The sequence below is a fragment of the Sphingomonas liriopis genome (assembly GCF_024211255.1).
GTDB classification, from domain to species: Bacteria; Pseudomonadota; Alphaproteobacteria; order Sphingomonadales; family Sphingomonadaceae; genus Sphingomonas; species Sphingomonas liriopis.
In genome coordinates this window covers 59256-77677 of the sequence record NZ_JAMLDY010000007.1, presented here as the reverse complement: position 1 = coordinate 77677, position 18422 = coordinate 59256, and the positions used below count along the sequence as shown (strand labels likewise).

General features: G+C 68.2%; 14 protein-coding genes. 9 read left to right on the top strand and 5 right to left on the bottom strand.

The genetic code is table 11. From position 1 onward, the window contains the following. Positions 1-8 precede the first annotated feature (8 nt). Complete coding sequence (locus tag M9979_RS07325; RefSeq protein ID WP_254288680.1) at positions 9-437, bottom strand: VOC family protein; 429 nt, start codon at positions 435-437, stop codon at positions 9-11. 93 nt (positions 438-530) lie between these two features. Here M9979_RS07325 and M9979_RS07320 point away from each other — a divergent pair, with 93 nt between their 5' ends. The 5 genes from M9979_RS07320 to cobT all read left to right on the top strand — a co-directional run bounded on the left by M9979_RS07320 (position 531) and on the right by cobT (position 4778). Continuing rightward, the gene (locus M9979_RS07320) at positions 531-1199 is read left to right on the top strand and encodes a winged helix-turn-helix transcriptional regulator (RefSeq protein WP_340689056.1); all 669 of its coding nucleotides are present in this window, start codon (positions 531-533) and stop codon (positions 1197-1199) included. 107 nt (positions 1200-1306) lie between these two features. Continuing rightward, the gene (cobS, locus tag M9979_RS07315; protein ID WP_254288678.1) at positions 1307-2311 is read left to right on the top strand and encodes a cobaltochelatase subunit CobS; all 1005 of its coding nucleotides are present in this window, start codon (positions 1307-1309) and stop codon (positions 2309-2311) included. A gap of 7 nt (positions 2312-2318) precedes the next feature. After that, positions 2319-2621 carry a nucleotidyltransferase family protein gene (locus tag M9979_RS07310; RefSeq protein WP_254288677.1) on the top strand — a complete coding sequence of 101 codons (303 nt, stop codon included), beginning with the start codon at positions 2319-2321 and terminating at the stop codon, positions 2619-2621. Beyond that, positions 2611-2952 (top strand): HepT-like ribonuclease domain-containing protein, encoded by a 342-nt coding sequence (locus M9979_RS07305; protein ID WP_254288676.1) that lies wholly within the window; start codon positions 2611-2613, stop codon positions 2950-2952. Before M9979_RS07310 ends, M9979_RS07305 begins: the two co-directional genes overlap by 11 nt. Further along, positions 2952-4778 carry a cobaltochelatase subunit CobT gene (gene cobT, locus M9979_RS07300; RefSeq protein WP_254288675.1) on the top strand — a complete coding sequence of 609 codons (1827 nt, stop codon included), beginning with the start codon at positions 2952-2954 and terminating at the stop codon, positions 4776-4778. The genes M9979_RS07305 and cobT overlap by 1 nt, the downstream gene beginning before the upstream one ends. Before the next feature lie 59 nt (positions 4779-4837). On the opposite strand, the gene M9979_RS07295 is transcribed toward cobT, so the two are convergent. Then, positions 4838-6952, bottom strand: a complete 2115-nt coding sequence (locus M9979_RS07295; protein ID WP_422921743.1) for a TonB-dependent siderophore receptor — start codon at positions 6950-6952, stop codon at positions 4838-4840. Between the two features lie 182 nt (positions 6953-7134). On the opposite strand from M9979_RS07295, the gene M9979_RS07290 reads away from it, so the two are divergent. The 4 genes from M9979_RS07290 (at position 7135) to M9979_RS07275 (ending at position 11703) form a co-directional block, all read left to right on the top strand. Next, the gene (locus M9979_RS07290; RefSeq protein WP_254288673.1) at positions 7135-9567 is read left to right on the top strand and encodes a TonB-dependent receptor; all 2433 of its coding nucleotides are present in this window, start codon (positions 7135-7137) and stop codon (positions 9565-9567) included. A 72-nt stretch (positions 9568-9639) separates the two neighbouring features. Next, a complete protein-coding gene (locus tag M9979_RS07285) occupies positions 9640-10323 on the top strand; it encodes a Fe2+-dependent dioxygenase (protein WP_254288672.1) in 684 nt (227 codons plus the stop codon). Beyond that, positions 10316-10567, top strand: coding sequence for a ribbon-helix-helix domain-containing protein (locus tag M9979_RS07280; RefSeq protein WP_254288671.1), 252 nt, complete (start codon positions 10316-10318; stop codon positions 10565-10567). The genes M9979_RS07285 and M9979_RS07280 overlap by 8 nt, the downstream gene beginning before the upstream one ends. A 47-nt stretch (positions 10568-10614) precedes the next feature. Beyond that, complete coding sequence (locus tag M9979_RS07275) at positions 10615-11703, top strand: PepSY-associated TM helix domain-containing protein (protein ID WP_254288670.1); 1089 nt, start codon at positions 10615-10617, stop codon at positions 11701-11703. A gap of 132 nt (positions 11704-11835) precedes the next feature. Here M9979_RS07275 and M9979_RS07270 read toward each other — a convergent pair whose 3' ends face one another. From M9979_RS07270 to M9979_RS07260, 3 genes are all read right to left on the bottom strand, one after another. After that, positions 11836-16440, bottom strand: coding sequence for an NAD-glutamate dehydrogenase (locus M9979_RS07270; protein WP_254288669.1), 4605 nt, complete (start codon positions 16438-16440; stop codon positions 11836-11838). A 75-nt stretch (positions 16441-16515) separates the two neighbouring features. Then, positions 16516-16872, bottom strand: a complete 357-nt coding sequence (locus M9979_RS07265; protein WP_254288668.1) for a hypothetical protein — start codon at positions 16870-16872, stop codon at positions 16516-16518. A gap of 230 nt (positions 16873-17102) precedes the next feature. Next, complete coding sequence (locus M9979_RS07260) at positions 17103-18395, bottom strand: PAS domain-containing protein (RefSeq protein WP_254288667.1); 1293 nt, start codon at positions 18393-18395, stop codon at positions 17103-17105. Positions 18396-18422: the final 27 nt, after the last annotated feature.

Below are 18422 nucleotides of genomic sequence, written 5' to 3'. Positions count from 1 at the left end.
CGCTCCCCTCACGCGGTTGCCGGTTGTCCCATGACCTTCTCGGCCTCGACCATGTCCATATGGAACGGTCCCCAGCCATGGCCGTCGAGATCCTCGAACGCCCGGCTGTACATGAAGCCATGATCCTCGGGATCGTGCAACTCGCGCCCCCCCGCGGCCAGCGCAGCCTCGGTGAAGGTATCGACGTCGCCGCGGCCGTCGAACGACAGTGCCAGCAGCGCGCCGCTGTGTGTCTTGGCGTCGATAATCGTCTTGTTGGTGAAGGTCGCGTAGAAATCTCGGCCGAGCAGCATCACGTAGATCGCGTCCGACCAGACCATCGACGATGCCTGTTCGTTGGAGAACATCGCATTCTTCTCGAATCCCAGTGCCTGGTAGAAAGCGGTGGCGGCGGCGACGTCGGCCACCGGCAGGTTGACGAAGATCATCTTGGTCATGGCGAAATCATCCTCTCTCGAATCGTATCTGGCGTTTTGTGCGCCTCGCAGTTATATAAAACAACCATGAAGTCAGAAAAAATAACAGGAGCCGTGAAATCGCGCTGGTACGAGGATGCGTGCGGGACGGCGATGGCGCTGGAATTCGTCGGGGAGCGCTGGTCGCTGCTGATCCTGCGCGAACTGATGTTCGGCCCGCGCCGCTTCGGCGAGATCCGCGCGCACCTGACGGGGATCAGCGCCAACGTGCTGACCCAGCGGCTGGCCGGCCTGGAGGCGGCGGGGCTGCTGGTGCGCCGCAAGCTGCCGTCGCCGGCGTCGGTGCAGGTCTATGAATTGACGCCTTGGGGTTACGAGATCGAGCCGATCCTGCAGACGATGGGGCGCTGGGCGACGCGTTCGCCGCTGCACGATCCGACGCTGCCGTTTTCGCCGGCGTCGGCGATGCTGTCGCTGCGGACGATGATCGATGCCGGTGCCGCGCGCGGGCTGGCGATGACGATCGGCTTCCGGCTCGGCGAAGACCAGTTCCTGGGCACGCTGGCGGACGGTACGCTCGACATCGTCCGCGGTGATCCCGACGGCGCGGACGTCGTGATCGACACGCAGCCGACGCCGCTGGCGGTGTGGATCTACGTCAAACGCCCGTTGGCGGAGGCTGAGGCGGACGGATCGATCCGGGTGACGGGGGATCGCGCGGCGGCGGAGCGTTTCGCCGATCTGTTCGCTCTGCCCGTGAAGATCGCGCGCCCGGCGGGTTGACGCCGGGACATTCCGTTTCCACTGAATGAACCGTTGCGCCGTTCGCTCGCTTCGCGCGTTGGGAGGGGCCGCTCTCTTGTGACTTTGCCGAACGGTGCCCCGACGCGATGACCGACATTCCCAATACCCAGCCCGACAGCCGCGAGACGACGATTCTCGACGCGCCCGACAAGATGGTCGGCATCCGCGAGCTGTTCGGCATCGACAGCGATATGCAGGTCCCTGCGTTCAGCGAGGCGGACGAGCGCGTCCCCGATCTCGACCCCGCATACGTCTTCGATCCCGACACGACGCTCGCGGTGCTGGCGGGCTTCGCGCACAACCGCCGCGTGATGGTGCAGGGCTATCACGGCACCGGCAAGTCGAGCCACATCGAACAGGTCGCGGCACGCCTCAACTGGCCGTGCATCCGCATCAACCTCGACGCGCATATCAGCCGCATCGACCTGATCGGCCGCGACGCGATCGTGCTGCGCGACGGGCAGCAGGTGACCGAATTCCGCGAGGGCCTGCTCCCCTGGGCGTTGCAGACGCCGACCGCCCTGGTGTTCGACGAATATGACGCCGGCCGCCCCGACGTGATGTTCGTGATCCAGCGCGTGCTGGAGACGGAGGGCAAGCTGACGCTGCTCGACCAGAACCGCGTCATCCGCCCGAACCCGTGGTTCCGCCTGTTCGCGACCGCCAACACCGTCGGCCTGGGCGATACGTCGGGGCTGTATCACGGCACGCAGCAGATCAACCAGGGCCAGATGGACCGCTGGAACATCGTCGTGACGCTCAACTACCTGCCCGCCGCGACCGAAGCGCAGATCGTGCTCGCCAAGTCGGGCGAATACGACAAGCCGGAGGGCAAGAAGCAGGTCGACGCCATGGTCCGCGTCGCCGACCTGACCCGCAAGGGCTTCATCAACGGCGACATCTCCACCGTGATGAGCCCGCGCACCGTCATCACCTGGGCACAGAACACGCTGATCTTCGGCGACGCGGGCTTCGCGTTCCGGCTCTCGTTCCTCAACAAATGCGACGAGGCGGAACGGCCGCTGGTGGCGGAATATTACCAGCGGGTGTTCGGCAAGGACCTGCCCGAAAGCGTGGTGGGGAAGGCGTAAGGGTGCGATGACACGGGCCGAGGCACTTGAACGGTTGCGCGCACGCGAAGTCGATTTGCGGAAGCTGGGTATTGTGCGCTTGGCGATCTTCGGCTCGACGGCGCGTGACGAGGCGCGACCCGACTCCGACGTCGATCTGGTGGCCATGATCGATTACGACGCAGTACGCCGGCTAGGACCGTTCGGCTTCTTCGGTATCGAGGGTAGGATCGAAGAAATGCTTGGCACGAAGGTCGATTTCATGACTGAGCCAATGGATGAGGCTGGCTTGAAAGCGGCAATCGACCGGGATCGTGTGCATGTCTTCTGATCGCATTCGATCGCGGCTTGAACATGTCGTCGAATATGCCGACCATATCGCCGAGTATCTGACAGGTTATGATGTCGATCGTTTTCTCGGCGATCGTAAGACAGTGGATGCCGTAGAGCGTTGTCTTGAGCGAATTGCCGAGGCAATCGTTCAAATCGGTGCTGAGGAAATGGTTACAATGCGTATCCCCGTACCGTGGAATGAAGTCCGGGGACTTGGTAATCGTCTTCGGCACGAATACAGGCGCATCGACAAACGTCTGATCTTCGACACGGCTCGGAACGATATTCCACCGCTGCGCGATGCTGCGTTGCGTGCATTGGGCGAGTAATGGCGAACGAAACCCCCCTCGACCGGTTCAAGGCGGTCCTGGCCGGCACGGCGCGCGCGCTGGCGGAGGAGCCGGAGGTGGAGCTTGCCTTCACCGCGGATGCGCCGACGCAATCGGGCAAGCATATCAAGGTGCCGATGCCCGCGCGCACGCTGCCACCCGAACAGGTGGCGGAGGCGCGCGGGTTTTCCGACGGGTTCGCGCTGCGCCTCAAGCATCACGACGGCGCGCTGCACCTGCGCCATGCGCCGGCCGAGGCGGTGGCGCGCGCGGTGTTCGATGCGGTCGAGGGCGCGCGGGTCGAGGCACTGGGCAGCCGCGGTTACGCCGGCATCGCCGACAATCTGGGCCATGCGCTCGACGTGCGGCTGCGCAGCGATCCGATCACTCGCGCGCGCACGCTCGAGGAGGTGCCGCTGGCGACCGCGCTGTCGCTGCTGGTCCGTGAGCAGCTGACCGGGCAGGCGGCGCCCGCCGCCGCCGCGCCGGGTCTCGCGCTGGTGCGCGACTGGATCGACGCGCGCACCGATCTGTCCAGCCTCGCGCTCGCGCTCGACGACCAGCGTGCCTTCCAGAGCCTTGCGATGAAGATGCTCGAGGAGCTCGAGCTGGTCGAGGGCGAGGCCCTGCCCGAAAACGCCGACGACGGCGGGTCTGAGGACGAGGGCACCGACGAGCAGCAGCAGGACGAGGGCGAAGAGGACGAGGAACAGGACGGCGGCCAGGGCGAGGGCGAGGTCGACGCGCGCGGCGAGGCGCAGGAATCGGACAGCGACGAGGGCGAGGGCGAGGAATTCGGTGACGAGTCGATGGACGACCTCGACGGTCAGCCCGGCGACGACGGCGAGGAGGGGATGCAGCCCGTCCGCCCCAACCGCCCGAACAGCGACTTCATGCCGCAGTTCGAATACAAGCCGTGGACGACGCAGTTCGACGAGGTCGTCGCCGCCACCGACCTGTGCGACTCCGACGAGCTCGCCCGGCTGCGCGGCTATCTCGACCAGCAACTGGCGCACCTGCAATCGGCGGTGTCGAAGCTCGCCAACCGCCTCCAGCGCCGGCTGATGGCGCAGCAGTCGCGCTCATGGGACTTCGACCAGGACGAAGGGATGCTGGACGCCGCGCGCCTCGCCCGCGTCGTCGTCACGCCGGGTCAGTCGCTGTCGTACAAGATCGAGCGCGAGACCGATTTCCGCGACACGGTGGTGACGCTGCTGATCGACAATTCGGGCTCGATGCGCGGTCGCCCGATCGGCATTGCCGCGATCAGCGCCGACATCCTCGCGCGAACGCTGGAGCGCTGCGGCGTCAAGACCGAGATTTTGGGCTTCACCACGCGGGCGTGGAAGGGCGGGCAGGCGCGCGAGACGTGGCTTGCCGCCGGCCGCCCGCCGCAGCCGGGGCGGCTCAACGACATCCGCCACATCGTCTACAAGAAGGCGGACGAACCGTGGCGGCGCGCGCGCACCAACCTCGGCCTGATGATGCGCGAGGGACTGCTCAAGGAGAATATCGACGGCGAGGCGCTGCTGTGGGCGCATGCGCGGCTGATGGCGCGGCCCGAGGAACGCCGCATCCTGATGGTCATCAGCGACGGCGCGCCGGTCGACGATTCGACGCTGTCGGTCAATTCGGGCAGCTATCTCGAACGGCACCTGCGGCAGGTGATCGGCTGGATCGAGGGCAAATCGCCGGTCGAGCTGGTCGCGATCGGCATCGGCCACGACGTGACGCGTTATTACGCGCGCGCGGTGACGATCATGGATGCCGAGCAGCTCGGCGGCACGATCATCGAGCAGCTGGCGGCGCTGTTCGACACGCCCTGACCGCGCGCGGTAGCAAAAGGCCGGGCGGGACGGCGCGATATGCCGATCCCGCCGTCGCATCAGAAGCGATAGCCGAGCGAGGCCATCACGTTGCGGGGTGCGGTGCTGAAACAGTCGCCGCGCGACAGGCAGCTCGCATAGGCCCGGTTGTCGAGCAGGTTGGTCGCGTTGAGCGACAGCCGCCAGTTCGCGCGCGTCAGCTCGACCAGTGCATCGACCATCGTGCGGTCCGGCGTCACGATCGTCCAGGTGTCGCTGCTCGATACCTGCTTGCCTGTGTAGCGGATGCCGGCGCCCAGCCGCAGCGTGCCGAGCGCGCCGACGAACGTCTTGGTGCCCCAGGCCGAGGCGATGTGCTTGGCGAGATAGCCGGTCGCGGCGCTATCGCCGCTGACATCGTTATAGCCATAGGCAAGCGACACGTCGAAGCGGCCGGGCAGAGTACGCGTCGCTTCCAGTTCGACGCCCTTGGTGACGAGTTCGCCGGCCTGGATGATCGACGTACCGGGGCCGGAGATCGGGCGATTGCGCTCCTTGATGCGGAACGCCGTCGCGGTGACCAGCGTCGCGGCATCGGGCTGCCATTTCGCGCCCGCTTCATACTGGGTGCCGGTCTGCGGCTTGAACGGCGATCCGGCGGTCGTGCTGCCGGCGATCGGCTGGAAGCTCTCGGTATAGCTGACGAAGGGCGAGATGTGCGCCGCGACCTCGCCGATGATCCCGGCGCGGACGGTGGTGGCGGTGTCGGTCGTGCGCGTCGTCGTGCCGCTCGCGGTGTCCAGGCTGGTGCTGCGGACATGATCGCGCCGCGCGCCGAGCACCACCGACACCCGGTCCCACAGTCGCAACTGGTCCTGTACGTAGAGACCGAGCTGCTTTTGCGTATCGCGCGAATAGGGACCGGTCACCACCGGCGCGGCGATCGCGGCATAGTCGATATCGTACAGGTCGATCGTCTGGTAGTCGAAGGCGCCCGCCTTCTTCACCGCATTCCAGCTGTAATCGACGCCGGCGAGCAGCGCATGCTCGACCGCGGCACCGGTGTGGAAGCGTGCCTGGATGTTATTGTCGGTCGAGAAGACGTTCATCCGCGCCAGCGAGGCATCGGCGTACAGGCCGATGCGGCGACCGTCGCTGCCCGCCTGATACGGATCGGTCGGGTTGCCGTAGCTGTCGGTATAGTGCGTGAAATAGCTGAGCCGGCTATCGATGTAGCGCGCCTTGAGGCTGAGCTTGATCGCATCGTTGAAACGATGCGTCAGCAGGCCGCTGCCCTGCAGCAGCCGCCCGTCGTAGCGGTCGTAGCCCGGCTTGCCGACGAACAGATAGCGGTCGAGCGGCGGCCTGGTGCCGTTGGGCTTCAGCGTGCCGACGACCGGCAGGAAGTTCGCGGTCGAGCCGCTATGGTCGTCCTGGTACAGGCCGATCAGCGTCACGTCGGTGCTGGCATCGGGCCGCCAGGTGACCGATGGCGCGATCATCACACGGTCGTCGGGGACGTGGTCGACATAGGTGTCGGCATCGCGCACCCGCGCGACGATCCGCCCGGCGACCGTGCCGGTCGTGCCCTGCAGGTCGGCGAGCACCTCCTTGCGGTCATAGTTGCCATAGGTCAGCTGCACCTCGCCGGCATTCTCGAACCCCGGCGTCTTGGACACGAGGTTGACGATGCCGCCGATCGATCCCTGTCCGAACAGGACGGACGCCGGGCCGCGCACCACCTCGACCCGCGAGAAGTTGTAGGGGTCCGAGGTGATGCTGGCATAATAGCTGAAAATGTCGCGCATGCCGTCGCGGAATTGCAGCGCATCGACGCCGCGGATCGCGAAGTTGTCGACGCGCGTATCGCGGCCATAGGCATCGGCGTTGACGCCGGCGGCGTAGCGGACGGTATCGGAAATGTTGATCGCGCCCTGCGCCAGATAGGTGTCGCTGGTGATGACGCTCAAAGGTTGCGGCACCTCGATCAGCGGCGTTTCGGTCTTGGTGCCGGCGAACGTCTCGTCGCGGCGCGCCTGGACGAGGATGTCGTCGCGGTCGGCGCGATCGTCGTCCTGCGTCGTCGCCTGGCCGCCGTCCGCCGTGGCCGTCGCGGCGAGCGTCTGCGCCGCCGCGGGTGTCGCCAGCAGCGCCGCGTACGCCACGCTCATCATCATCATCGCCGTCCTGCTCATCATGGGCCCCTTTTTGCCGAATGGGGGCGCACTAACGCTATCGCGAATCGTTTTCAATACTCGATCGGCGGCGATGGATCAGGCGATGATCGAGGCTGTCACCGAAATCTGCGCGTGACTCTCAATAGCGTTGACGATGATAATCATTCGCATTAAGCGCCCCCTCAACGAAGGGGGTTTTCATGACCAAGCAGCATTTCCTCGCCCTGTCCTGCGTGGGCTTCATCGCATCCGCACCGGCGATCGCGGCCGATACGCACAAGCCGAGCGCCGCCGAACAGCAGGCGCAGGATGCCAAGCGCGCGGTCGAGCGCGACGAGATCGTCGTCAACGGCAAGAACGACGTCGCGCCCGCGGTGGTGGAAAGCCCCAAGGCGACGAGCGCGCTCATCAACACGCCGCAGACGATCACCGTCATCTCCGATCAGGTGATCCGCAAGCAGAACCTGCAGACGCTGCGCGACGCGCTGCAGACGATCCCCGGCATCACCTTCGGCGCGGGCGAGGGCGGCGGCGGCTATGGCGACAGCATCAACCTGCGCGGCTATTCGGCGAACAACGACATCACCGTCGACGGCATCCGCGACAGCGCGCAGTACAGCCGCACCGACCCGTTCAACATCCAGCAGATCGAGGTCTACAACGGCGCCAATTCGGTCTTCAACGGATCGGGCAGCGTCGGCGGCACGATCAACCTCGTCACCAAGGAACCGCGCGCCGAGGATCTGACGATCCTGCAGGGATCGGTCGGCACCGACGATTATTACCGCGGCGCGATCGACGCCAACCGCCGTATCGGCGACACGATCGCGGTGCGCCTGAACGGTGCCTATCACCGCAACGACGTGCCCGGCCGCGACGTCGAACGTTACAAGCGCTGGGGCATCGCGCCCTCCGTCACGATCGGTATCGACGGGCCGACCAGCCTGACGCTCGCCTATGTCCATCAGGAGGATCGCAACACGCCGGTCTATGGTGTGCCCTATTACAAGAACGCGCTGTACGACGGCGCGCTCCCCGGCGTGTCGAGCCGCGCCTATTTCGGCATCCGCAATCTCGATCGCCAGGATACGACGGTCGACCGCTTCACCGCGACCTTCCGCCATCAGGTCAACGACCAATTGTCGGTGCGCAACCTCACCCGCTGGCAGCGCGTCGGCCAGTATAGCGTCACCAGCGCGCCGCAGGGCACCTATTGCCTTGGCCAGACCGGGCTGACGCCGACCGGCACCGCGTGCACCGCGACGTTCAGCAATGTCGTCGATGCGGGCGGCGTCTACCGGCCGGGGACCAATTCGGTGACGATTCCGGTCGCGCGCGGCACCTTCCAGCCCAACGGGCCGCGCGGGCTGATCCGCGATCAGGAGAACCAGCTGCTCGTCAACCAGACCGACATCCGGCTTGAGACGGGCGAGAAGGGCGGCATCCGCAACGTCGCCAACGTCGGCATGTCCGCCTCGGTCGAGGATTATGCGATCACCACCGCCTCGCTGATCCGCAATACGGCGGGGCAGGCGCTGATCCTGCCGCCGATCAGCATCGCCAGCCCCGACACGACCTATACCGGCCCGCTCAACAAGACGATCACCGCGCAATCGAAGTCGCGAACGACCAACGTCGCGGTCTACGTCTTCGACACGCTGGAGCTGGGGCGATACTTCGAGCTGAACGGCGGCGTGCGCTGGGAAACGCAGCAGGCGAACTTCCGCGCGCTGCCGCTCGCGTTCGTGCCGCCGGGGACGACCGCGCTGACCGCCGCGCAGCAGCTGCCGCAGCGCAGCGACGAACGGCTGTTCTCCTACCGCATCGGCGCGGTGGTGCATCCGGTGCCCAACGTCAGCGTCTATGCCGGCTATGGCAATGCCAAGACGCCGTCGTCGGCGACGGTGCGGCTGGGTTGCGGTTCGCTGACCGTGTCGGCGACCGGCACCTATGATCCCTGCGCCGTCGCGCCGGAAACCGCGAAGAATTACGAGGCGGGGGTGAAGGCCGGGCTGTTCGGCCGCCGGCTGGAACTGACCGCGGCGGTGTTCCGCAACGAACGCACCAATTTCCGCGTCACCTCGAACGACCCAGCGCTGCCGACGTCGACGCAGGTGCTCGACGGCCGTGCGCGGGTGGACGGCATCGCCTTGGGCGCGTCGGGCAACGTGACGCGCAACTGGACGATCTTCGCCAATTACACCTATCTCGACGGCAAGATCCTGCAATCGGTGTCGAACGCCTGCATCGCCAACCCCAGCACCGCCTGCGCCAATTCGGCCGGCGTGCGCGATCCGCAGGCCGGCACCTATTTCGTCCAGACGCCGGAGCATTCGGGCAGCCTGTTCACGACGTACAAGCTGCCGTTCGGACTGGAGGTCGGTTATGGCCTGACCTATCAGGGCGACTTCGCGCTCAACGCCGCCAGCCTCGCCGCGCCGACGCAATATCGTTCGGACGATTACCTGATCCACCGCGCCTATCTCGCCTACAGCTTCGCCGGCGGCCTGACCGCGCAGGTCAACGTCCAGAACTTCACCAATGAAAAATACTATACGTCGATCAGAAACAACGGCTGGGCCGCGCCGGGTGAGGGGCGGTCGGCGGTGCTGAGCCTGTTCTACAGCTTCTGATCCCGCTACTTCTGTCCGCTCGCGTGCCCCCCAGGACAGCGACGCGGGCGGGCAGGAGACCAGGAACGAGCCATGCTGATCGCGATTCCCGACATCCTCGACGCCGACGGCGTGGCACGGCTGCGCGCGGTGATCGACGCGGCCGACTGGGTCGATGGCAATGTCACTTCGGGGCCGCAGGCGGCGCTGGCCAAGCGCAACCGGCAATTGCCCGAAGAGTCGGCGGCGGCGCGCGAGGGCGCGGCGATGGTGCTGGCGGCACTCGGCCGGTCGCCGTTGTTCTTCGCCGCGGCGCTGCCGCTCAAGGTGTTTCCGCCCTTGTTCAACCGCTACGAAGGCGGTGAGGATTTCGGGCTGCACGTCGACAATGCGATCCGCATCCAGCGCGGGTCCGAATTCCGCATCCGCGCCGATCTGTCGGCGACCTTGTTCCTCGACGATCCCGCCACCTACGACGGCGGCGAGCTGGTGATCGAGGATCGCTTCGGGCCGCAGAGCGTCAAGTTGCCCGCCGGGCACCTCGTCCTCTATCCCTCATCCAGCCTGCACCGGGTGACGCCCGTCATCCGCGGGGTACGCACCGCGTCGTTCCTGTGGCTCCAGTCGATGGTCCGCGACGATGGCGAGCGGCGGACCTTGTTCGAGCTCGACGAGGCGATCCAGGCGGTCGCCGCCACCAACGGACAGGGCAACCCCGCGGTGGTGCAGCTGACCGGCATCTACCACAATCTGCTGCGGCGCTGGGCCGATGCCTGACGTTGCTGCGCCCTCCTGCGGGTTCGCCGGCCCGGTGAAGCGCTCGATCACCATCGCCGGGCACCAGACGTCGATCAGCCTCGAACCCGTCTTCTGGCGCGCGCTGGAGGGTGCGGCGGCGGCGCATGCATTGCCGCTGTCGGCGCTGGTCGCGCAGATCGACGTGCTTCGCATCGCCGCCGACGCGCCGCCCAATCTCGCCAGCGCACTACGCAGCTGGCTTTTCGCGCAGGCGTTGACCTGAACGCCCAACGCATGCGAGCGCGCTGTGGCGACAGGCGGGAGCGAGCGATGAGCGCAGGGCAATGGCGGCGGCGGTGGTTCCAGATCCACAAATGGATCGGGCTGATCCTCGCCATCCTGATCGTGCCGCTATCGCTGTCGGGTGCGGCGTTGGTCTGGCACGACGGGCTCGACCGGATCGTCAATCCGGCGCGCTACCAGACGAGCGGCGAGGCGTTGCTGGCGCCGGGTGCCTATGCCGCCGCGGCACAGGCGGCGGTCAAGCCCGGCGAACGGATCGCGCAGATCGGCCTGCCCGAGGGCGATGGCCCGGTGACCGTCGCCGCGGTGCCGCCGGATGCGCAGCCGGCGCGGCGCGGGCCGCCGCTGCGCGACATCGTCTATCTCGATCCGCCGACCGCGCGCGTGCTCGACGTCGCGCCGGGCAATGCCGGGCTGGTCCGCGTCCTCCATCGCCTGCACGGCAGCCTGCTGCTGCCAGGCGTCGGGCGCAGCATCGTCGGCTGGATCGGCGTCGCGATGCTGGTGTCGAGCCTCACCGGCTTGTGGCTGTGGTGGCCGACGGTCGGCAGCTGGCGCAAGGGGCTGCGCTGGCGGCGGCATCGCAACACCGACACCAATCTGCATCACATGGCGGGGTTCTGGATCGCCCTGCCGCTGTTCGTGCTGTCGCTGACCGGCGTGTGGATCAGCTTTCCCGGCGTGTTCGGCGGCCGCGACGCCGGCCCGCAGCGCGGCCCCGACCGGGCAGCGATGATGCGCGCGCTGCCGCTCGCCGCGCCGGCGCAGCCGGTCGATGCGGTGCTTGCCCGCGCCGCGGCGGTGGTGCGCGGCCCGTTCCGCAGCATCGCCTGGCCGACGACGTTGTCCGCCGACTGGACGGTGAGCTTCGCCGACGGCCGTCAGGTCAAGGTCGCCGACGACGGCGGCGTCGCGGTCGCGGTCGCCGCGCGCCGTCCGGGTGGCGCGGCGCGCTGGATGCGGCGTATCCACGATGGCGAGGGGATGGGGGGCGTGTGGCAGCTGGTGATCTTCGCCGGCGGGATCCTGCCCGCGGTGTTGGCGGTGACGGGGATCATCATGTGGTGGCGCGCGCGGGGCTGGCGGGCGAAGGTGCAGGCCAAGCGAGGCGCTTGAGGCGCGCCTTCTTCGACCCATCACCCTCACCCTTCCCACCCGGCTGCGCCGGGCGGGCCCCTTCCCTCTCCCAATGGGAGAGGGAGGGAGCGGCGAAGCCGCGGAAGGGTGAGGGTGAGTGATCGACCGGCCTTACCGCCCCAGCAACACCCGCGCTTGCCCCGCGATCTGCGCGAGCATCGCGGCATTCGGCTGCGCCGCATGGCGCGCGCGGTCGATCACCGCCTTGAACTGGCCGATTCGCGCCGCGTTGGCGGTCAGCCAGTCGTTGACCGCGCCGCGTGGGTCCCTGGCGCCGTTGCGGGCGAGGAATTCCAGCCGCTGCTGCTGGAAATCGCGCGCCAGGCCGGCGAGCAGCAGCCGCTCCCACGGGTCGCCCGAGACGATCCGCCCCGCCGCCGCCTGCGCCCAGTCGAGGCCGAGCACCTGCCCCAGATGCGTGAACGCGCGGGTCAGCTCGATCTCGTCCAGCCCCAGCCGCTCGCCCAGCGCCGCCAGCCCGACCGCACCGTCGAGGTCGAACAGGCGTACCACCTGTCGCGCCAGATCGGCGGGCGCGCCCGCCGCCTCCAGCTCGGCGGCGATGCGCGCGCTCTGCGCGCTCGCCTCCTCGAGCAGTAGCGAGGCGGTCTGGCGTTCGAGCTGCGCGATGCCCTTGCCAAGGCGGTCGATCACCGCGCCGGGCAGCGTCCCGGGCGCACTCGCGCGGAGCAGGTCGGCGATGTGCGAGCGCGTCGCCACCGCGACCTCGTTGAACAGCGCGATGCGCGCGCCTTCGGCGATCGGTGCGCGCTCGATCGCCTGCCATAGCGCGTCGAGCCCGAACAGACGTTCGGCGACGACGAACATGCCGGCGATATCGGCGACCGCCGCGCCTTCTTCCTCGGCGAGTTCGAACGGGAACAGCACGCCCAGCCGGTTGACGATGCGGTTGGCGAGCTTGGTCGCGACGATCTGCCCGCGCAGCCGGTGCTCGTCGATCGCCTTCGCATAGTCGCGCTGCATCGCCGCGGGGAAGGCGGCGTGGAGATCGGGCGCGAGTTCGGGCGCCATCGCCAGCGGCGCATGTTCGATGCCGTCCTGCAACGCGAGCTTGGCGGTCGCGAGCAGCACCGCGAGTTCGGGCCGGGTCAGGCCATGGCCCTCCTGCCCGCGACGCAGCAGATCCTCGTTCCCCGCCAGCCCCTCGACCGCGCGGTCGAGTCGGCCGGCGGTTTCGAAGATCTCGATGACGCGCACGTAGCTCGGGATCGCCGACGCACCATCGGCCTCGGCGATCGACAGCGCCAGCGTCTGCAGGCGGTTGTCTTCCAGCACCAGATGCGCGACGTCGTCGGTCATGCTGGCGAGCAGCGCATTGCGTTCCTCGAACCCCAGCCGGCCCTCGTTCATCTCGCGGTTCAATGCGATCTTGATGTTGACCTCGTTATCCGAACAATCGACGCCCGCCGAATTGTCGATGAAGTCGGTGTTGATCCGCCCGCCGCGGCCCGAGAACGCGATGCGCGCCGCCTGCGTCACGCCCAGGTTGGCGCCTTCGCCGATCGCAATGACGCGCAGATCCTCGGCATCGACGCGCAGGCGATCATTGGCCGGATCGCCGACCGCGACGTTGTTCTCCGCCGCCGCCTTCACATAGGTGCCGATGCCGCCGAACCACAGCAGGTCGGCGGGCGCCTTGAGGATCGCCGAGATCAGCGACGCCGGGTCCATCTGCGTCGCGGTGATGCCGAGCGCGGCCTGCGCTTGCGGCGACAGCTTGATGACCTTCTCGCTGCGCGCGAACACGCCGCCACCCTCGCTGATGAGCCCGGCGTCGTAATCCGCCCAGGACGAACGCGGCAGCGCGAACATCCGCGCGCGCTCGTCCCAGCTTGCCGCGGGATCGGGGCTCGGATCGATGAAGATATGGCGGTGATCGAACGCCGCGACGATCTTCAACGTCTTGCTGAGCAGCATGCCGTTGCCGAAGACGTCGCCCGACATGTCACCGCAGCCGACGACGGTGATCGGCTGCGTCTGCACGTCGAGTCCGCGCTCGGCGAAGTGGCGCTGCACCGACACCCACGCGCCCTTGGCGGTGATGCCCATCGCCTTGTGGTCGTAACCCACGCTGCCGCCGCTGGCGAAGGCGTCGCCCAGCCAGAAATCGCGCTCCAGCGCCAGCGCATTGGCGACGTCGCTGAACGTCGCGGTGCCCTTGTCGGCGGCGACGACGAAATAGGGGTCCTCGCCGTCGAGCACCGCGACGCCCGTAGGATGCACGACCTTCCCGTCGACGATATTGTCGGTGATCGACAGCAGCGAACGGATGAAGATGCGGTAGCTCTCGGTCCCTTCCGCCAGCCACGCATCGCGATCGACCGCGGGGGAGGGGAGCTGCTTCGGATAGAAGCCGCCCTTGGCGCCGGTCGGCACGATAACCGCATTCTTGACGCGCTGCGCCTTCATCAGCCCGAGGATCTCGGTGCGGAAGTCGTCGCGGCGATCCGACCAGCGCAGGCCGCCGCGTGCGACCGGGCCGGCGCGCAGGTGGATGCCCTCGATGCGCGGCGAATAGACCCAGACCTCGCGCCACGGCACCGGCGCGGGCAGGCCGGGGATCAGGTGGCTGTCGAGCTTGAACGCCAGCGCTTCCGCCGCGGCGGGCGCGAAGGCGTTGGTGCGCAGGCAGGCGGCGATCAAATTGCGATAGGCACGCAGGATGCGATCGTCGTCGATCGCCGACACCGCGTCGAGCCCGCGCTCGATCGCCTCGTCGCAGGCGTGGACGTCGCCCGGCCGGGCGGGATCGTGCGCCGCCTTGAAACGCGCGATCAGTGCCTTGGTCAGCTTGGGCGCGCGGCGCAGCGCATCGACCACCGTGGTCAGGCCATAAGGCAGGCCGGCCTGGCGCAGATAGCGGAACCACGCGCGCAGCAGCACCACCGATCGCGGCGACAGGCCGACGTCGACGATCAGCCGGTTGAACGCGTCGTTTTCGGCGGCGCCCTCCAGCGTCGCGGCGATCGCGCCTTCCAGCACGGCGGCGTCGTGGCCGTCGCCGCCCGCATCGGTCTCGACGACGAAATCGTGGACGAACGTGTCGGCATCGTCGCGCAGCCGCGTCGGCAGTTCGCCGATGACGCGGAAGCCGAAATTCTCCAGCACCGGCACCGCGTCGGACAGCGCCAGCGCGCCGTGCAACTTGTAGATCTTGAGCTGGCGCTCCTCGCCCGGCACCACCGGGAAGATGCGCACCGATCGCGCGCCGGCGTCGTCCAGCGTGGCGATGCGCAGGATGTCGGCGGCGGCTTCGCCCGCGCTGCTGACGTTGCGGTAATTCGGCGGGAAGGCATTGGCCCAGCGCAGCGCCAGTCGCGCCGCGCGTGCCGCGGGCACCTGTTCGGCGAGCGCCGCCTCGACGTCCGACACCCAGCCGCGCACCATCCGCCGCAATCGCTCGGCGAGCGGCTCGGTCTCCGGCATCCGCCCGTCACCGCGCAGGTCGATCGTATAGCGCAGCAGCGCGACGACGCCGTCGTCGAGGCTGATCGACCAGTTGAGCACGGACCCGTTCGACGCCTCGGTCAGCATCTGCGCGATCTGGACGCGGCGCGCGGTGGTGAGGTCGTCGCGCGGCAGCCAGGCGAAGGCGAACAGATGCCGCCCCAGCGCCGATTTGACCAGCACCAGCGCCGGCCGCGGCCGGTCGGCGAGGCTCATCGCGGTCAGCACCACCTCTTCCAACGCCGCGGGCGGGAAGGCGATGACGAGGTCGTGCGGCAGCGCGGTCAGCGCATGGGTCAGCGCCTTGCCGGTGTGGCCGCGGGGATCGAAGCCGAACTTCGCCTCCAGCGCCGACAGCCGCGCGCGCAGCACGGGTACGTCGCGCGGGCGCACGCTCAGCGCGGCGCTGGTCCACAGGCCGGCGTGGATCGACAGGCCGGTGATCTCACCCGCCTCGATGATCGGTACGATCGCGAGGTCGAGCGGCACCGCGCGATGGACGGTGGAGATCAGGCTGGATTTGAGCAGCAGCGGCGCCTCGCCGCCATCCTCGAACCAGCGGATCGCCAGCGCGCGGCTCGCCTCGGCGAGCACGGGCGTCTCGTGCGGGTTGCGCGCGAGGCCCAGCGCCTCGCCGGCGCTGCCGTCGCGCCGCCAGATCTGGTGGCCGAGCAGCGTGAACTGCCCGTCGAGGAACCATTGCAGCAGCGCCGCGCCTTCGCCCTGCGGCAGCGCGGCCTCGTCGCGCGCCATCGCGCGCTGCAGCGCCGGCCAGTCGGTGACCGCGGCGCGCACGTCGGCGAGCACCGCGGTCAGCTCGTCGATCAGTCCGCGCCGGTCGCGCGCGTCGGCGCGTTCCAGCTCGATGTAGATCATCGATTCAGGCGCGCCCGCGCCGCCGATATCGATCAGCCTGCCCTCGCCGTCGCGGCTGACGCGGACGACGGGGTGGATGACGCGATCGATGTCGAGGTCCTGTTCGCCGATCGCCGCGGCGATCGAATCGACCAGGAACGGCATGTCGTCGTTGACGATCGCCAGCCGCATCCGACGGCGCACGTCGTCCGATGCGATCGGCTCCAGCGCGATCCCCGGCTTGCCCGGCTCCCGCTTCGCGGCGGTCTGCGCGACGAACGCGGCGGCGGCGGTACGTTCGGCATCGCCGAAGCCCGTCAACTCTCCCGGTAGCGCGCCCTTGGTCAGCCGGGCGGCGAGCGCCTCGGCCATGTTCTCGTGATGGTCGGCCATGCCCCGCCTATGCGCCCGCTGCCGCCGGACCTCAAGGCTTGCTGCGATGCGATAATTACGTGGTGGCGTAACTTTCTATGGCGTTGGTCGACCGGAGTGGGGTTCTCCGCGGCGTGGCTTACGCGGGCGCAGGACCGCACGGCTCGCGAGCAGACATGCGAGCCAAGCGGGCATCGCGGCCCAGAGCAACACGCCACCTGGCGGGATGCCGTCGGGCAGCGATTCGGGTTGCCACCAGGGCAGGGGCCACAACAGATATTGGGCGCGGGCCAGCATCGCCGCGGGCAGCACGCTGCCCACCGCGACGAACGTCCGATGCGATACGGCGACACCGACGACGCGCCGGACCACCAGCGCGACCGTCGCGGTCACGCCGGCCGCGATCAGGACCGGTACGACTACCATCGCCAGAAGAAACGTCAGCATGGCCATCAGGCCAGTATAGAGCGGATCGCAGGCGTATCGACCATAAGAGATGTGTTCACGCGGAGGCGCGGAGGACCCGGAGATGTTGCGCGTGCTGCGTCGCCGGGACGCTCTATCGAGCCTTATCGAGGACGGGATCGCGCTGCCGCGCGCAATCCACCTCCACGTCCTCCGTGCCTCTGCGTGAATCATCCCGTCTTGTCGGATCGACCGAACGTCGATGGCGATCCTCGCGCTCAGGCAGCAGCGCGGCGCACGATGCTGTCGACCAGCGCCTTGCCCGCGACGCGCTTGATGACGTCGACCGTCCCGTCGGCGCCGGCGCGAGCGAGCAGCACGACGAATTCCTCGTCCCCCGCCGCAATCGCGACATGGCCCAAGACCGGCAGCGTGCGCAGCTCGGCCGCGGCGCGGTCGAACAGGTCAGGCTGTTTGACCGGCCGTTTCGCGGCGCGCTCGGCGGCGACCACCGCCTTGATGCCGCCCTCGGCCGCGTCGAGGAACTGCGCCAGCTGCCCGGCCGGCACCGCCTGGCGCCGCGCATGGCCCAGCACCGCGGCATATTCGGCGAGCCGCGTCTTGTCGTATTCCACGCCGAAGACCAGCTTGACCACCGGGGTCAGCGGCGCGCGCGGCTGCACCTTCAGCCCCGTCGCATCGAGCAGCGCGGCATAGCCCGCCTCGTCTTCGGCACAGGCGAGCGCGAAATCGTGCGCGCGGCCCAGCGCGCGGTACAGCGCCGACCGTCCGCGCGTATCGGCGGCGCGTACCGCCGCGGCGCTCTCGCGCGCCATCATCAGCCGGTCGCCGAGCGATCCGTCGAGCTGCGGCCCGGCCGGTTCCTCCGACGCCTCGAACCCGCCGCTCGGCCCATCGGCCCATATTGCGGAGGCGGCGGGCGGTTTGGGCGCGGCGCGTACCGCGGCGTCGAGCTCCGCGTCGAGCGTCGCCTGCGTCGCGGCGTCGACCATCTCCTTCCAGTTGATGACGCCATAGATGAAATCGATCGTCTCGCCGTCCGACGAAAACGGCATCAGGATGCCGCGGTACAGCGTCGTGCGGCCGCGGGTGCCGACGAACTCCGCCTCGAACCCGATCGGCGCACGATTCGCGATGATCTGCAGATAATGGTCGGTCAGCCGCGACAGGAGCGAGCGCCCCGGTACGTCGGCGACGCGGACGATATGCGTCTCCAGCCCGCATTCCTCGCGCAGGCTGCGACCCAGATAGGCGATCGTCGGATCCTCGATCCCCGCGCTGAAATCGAGCAGCACGCTATGCGGCCCGAAATCGGCGATATTGGCGGGGTCGAGATCGTCGATGCCGGGGTAGGGGCGGCCCCTCAACAGCGACACCCAATGGTTGTAGGCGCGCACGTGCATGCGCCGTTCGTCGCCGCCGAGATCGAACATCGCATCCTCGACGCCGCCCGCATCGACGCCCGAATCACCACCGCCGCCATCGCCGGCATCGACGATGTCGTCGTCATACCCGACCCGCCCGTCATCGAAGCCGCGCGCCGTTTCCATGCCCAGACCCTTCATCCGCCGGACCTC

Bases quoted from the DNA above. Each gene is read 5' to 3' on its own strand.
- M9979_RS07265 (WP_254288668.1), bottom strand. From the start codon at position 16,872: ATGGCCATGCTGACGTTTCTTCTGGCGATGGTAGTCGTACCGGTCCTG.
- M9979_RS07290 (WP_254288673.1), top strand. From the start codon at position 7,135: ATGACCAAGCAGCATTTCCTCGCCCTGTCCTGCGTGGGCTTCATCGCA.
- M9979_RS07275 (WP_254288670.1), top strand. From the start codon at position 10,615: ATGAGCGCAGGGCAATGGCGGCGGCGGTGGTTCCAGATCCACAAATGG.
- M9979_RS07325 (WP_254288680.1), bottom strand. From the start codon at position 437: ATGACCAAGATGATCTTCGTCAACCTGCCGGTGGCCGACGTCGCCGCC.
- M9979_RS07305 (WP_254288676.1), top strand. From the start codon at position 2,611: ATGTCTTCTGATCGCATTCGATCGCGGCTTGAACATGTCGTCGAATAT.
- M9979_RS07285 (WP_254288672.1), top strand. From the start codon at position 9,640: ATGCTGATCGCGATTCCCGACATCCTCGACGCCGACGGCGTGGCACGG.
- M9979_RS07295 (WP_422921743.1), bottom strand. From the start codon at position 6,952: ATGAGCAGGACGGCGATGATGATGATGAGCGTGGCGTACGCGGCGCTG.
- cobT (WP_254288675.1), top strand. From the start codon at position 2,952: ATGGCGAACGAAACCCCCCTCGACCGGTTCAAGGCGGTCCTGGCCGGC.
- cobS (WP_254288678.1), top strand. From the start codon at position 1,307: ATGACCGACATTCCCAATACCCAGCCCGACAGCCGCGAGACGACGATT.
- M9979_RS07260 (WP_254288667.1), bottom strand. From the start codon at position 18,395: ATGGAAACGGCGCGCGGCTTCGATGACGGGCGGGTCGGGTATGACGAC.
- M9979_RS07280 (WP_254288671.1), top strand. From the start codon at position 10,316: ATGCCTGACGTTGCTGCGCCCTCCTGCGGGTTCGCCGGCCCGGTGAAG.
- M9979_RS07310 (WP_254288677.1), top strand. From the start codon at position 2,319: ATGACACGGGCCGAGGCACTTGAACGGTTGCGCGCACGCGAAGTCGAT.
- M9979_RS07270 (WP_254288669.1), bottom strand. From the start codon at position 16,440: ATGGCCGACCATCACGAGAACATGGCCGAGGCGCTCGCCGCCCGGCTG.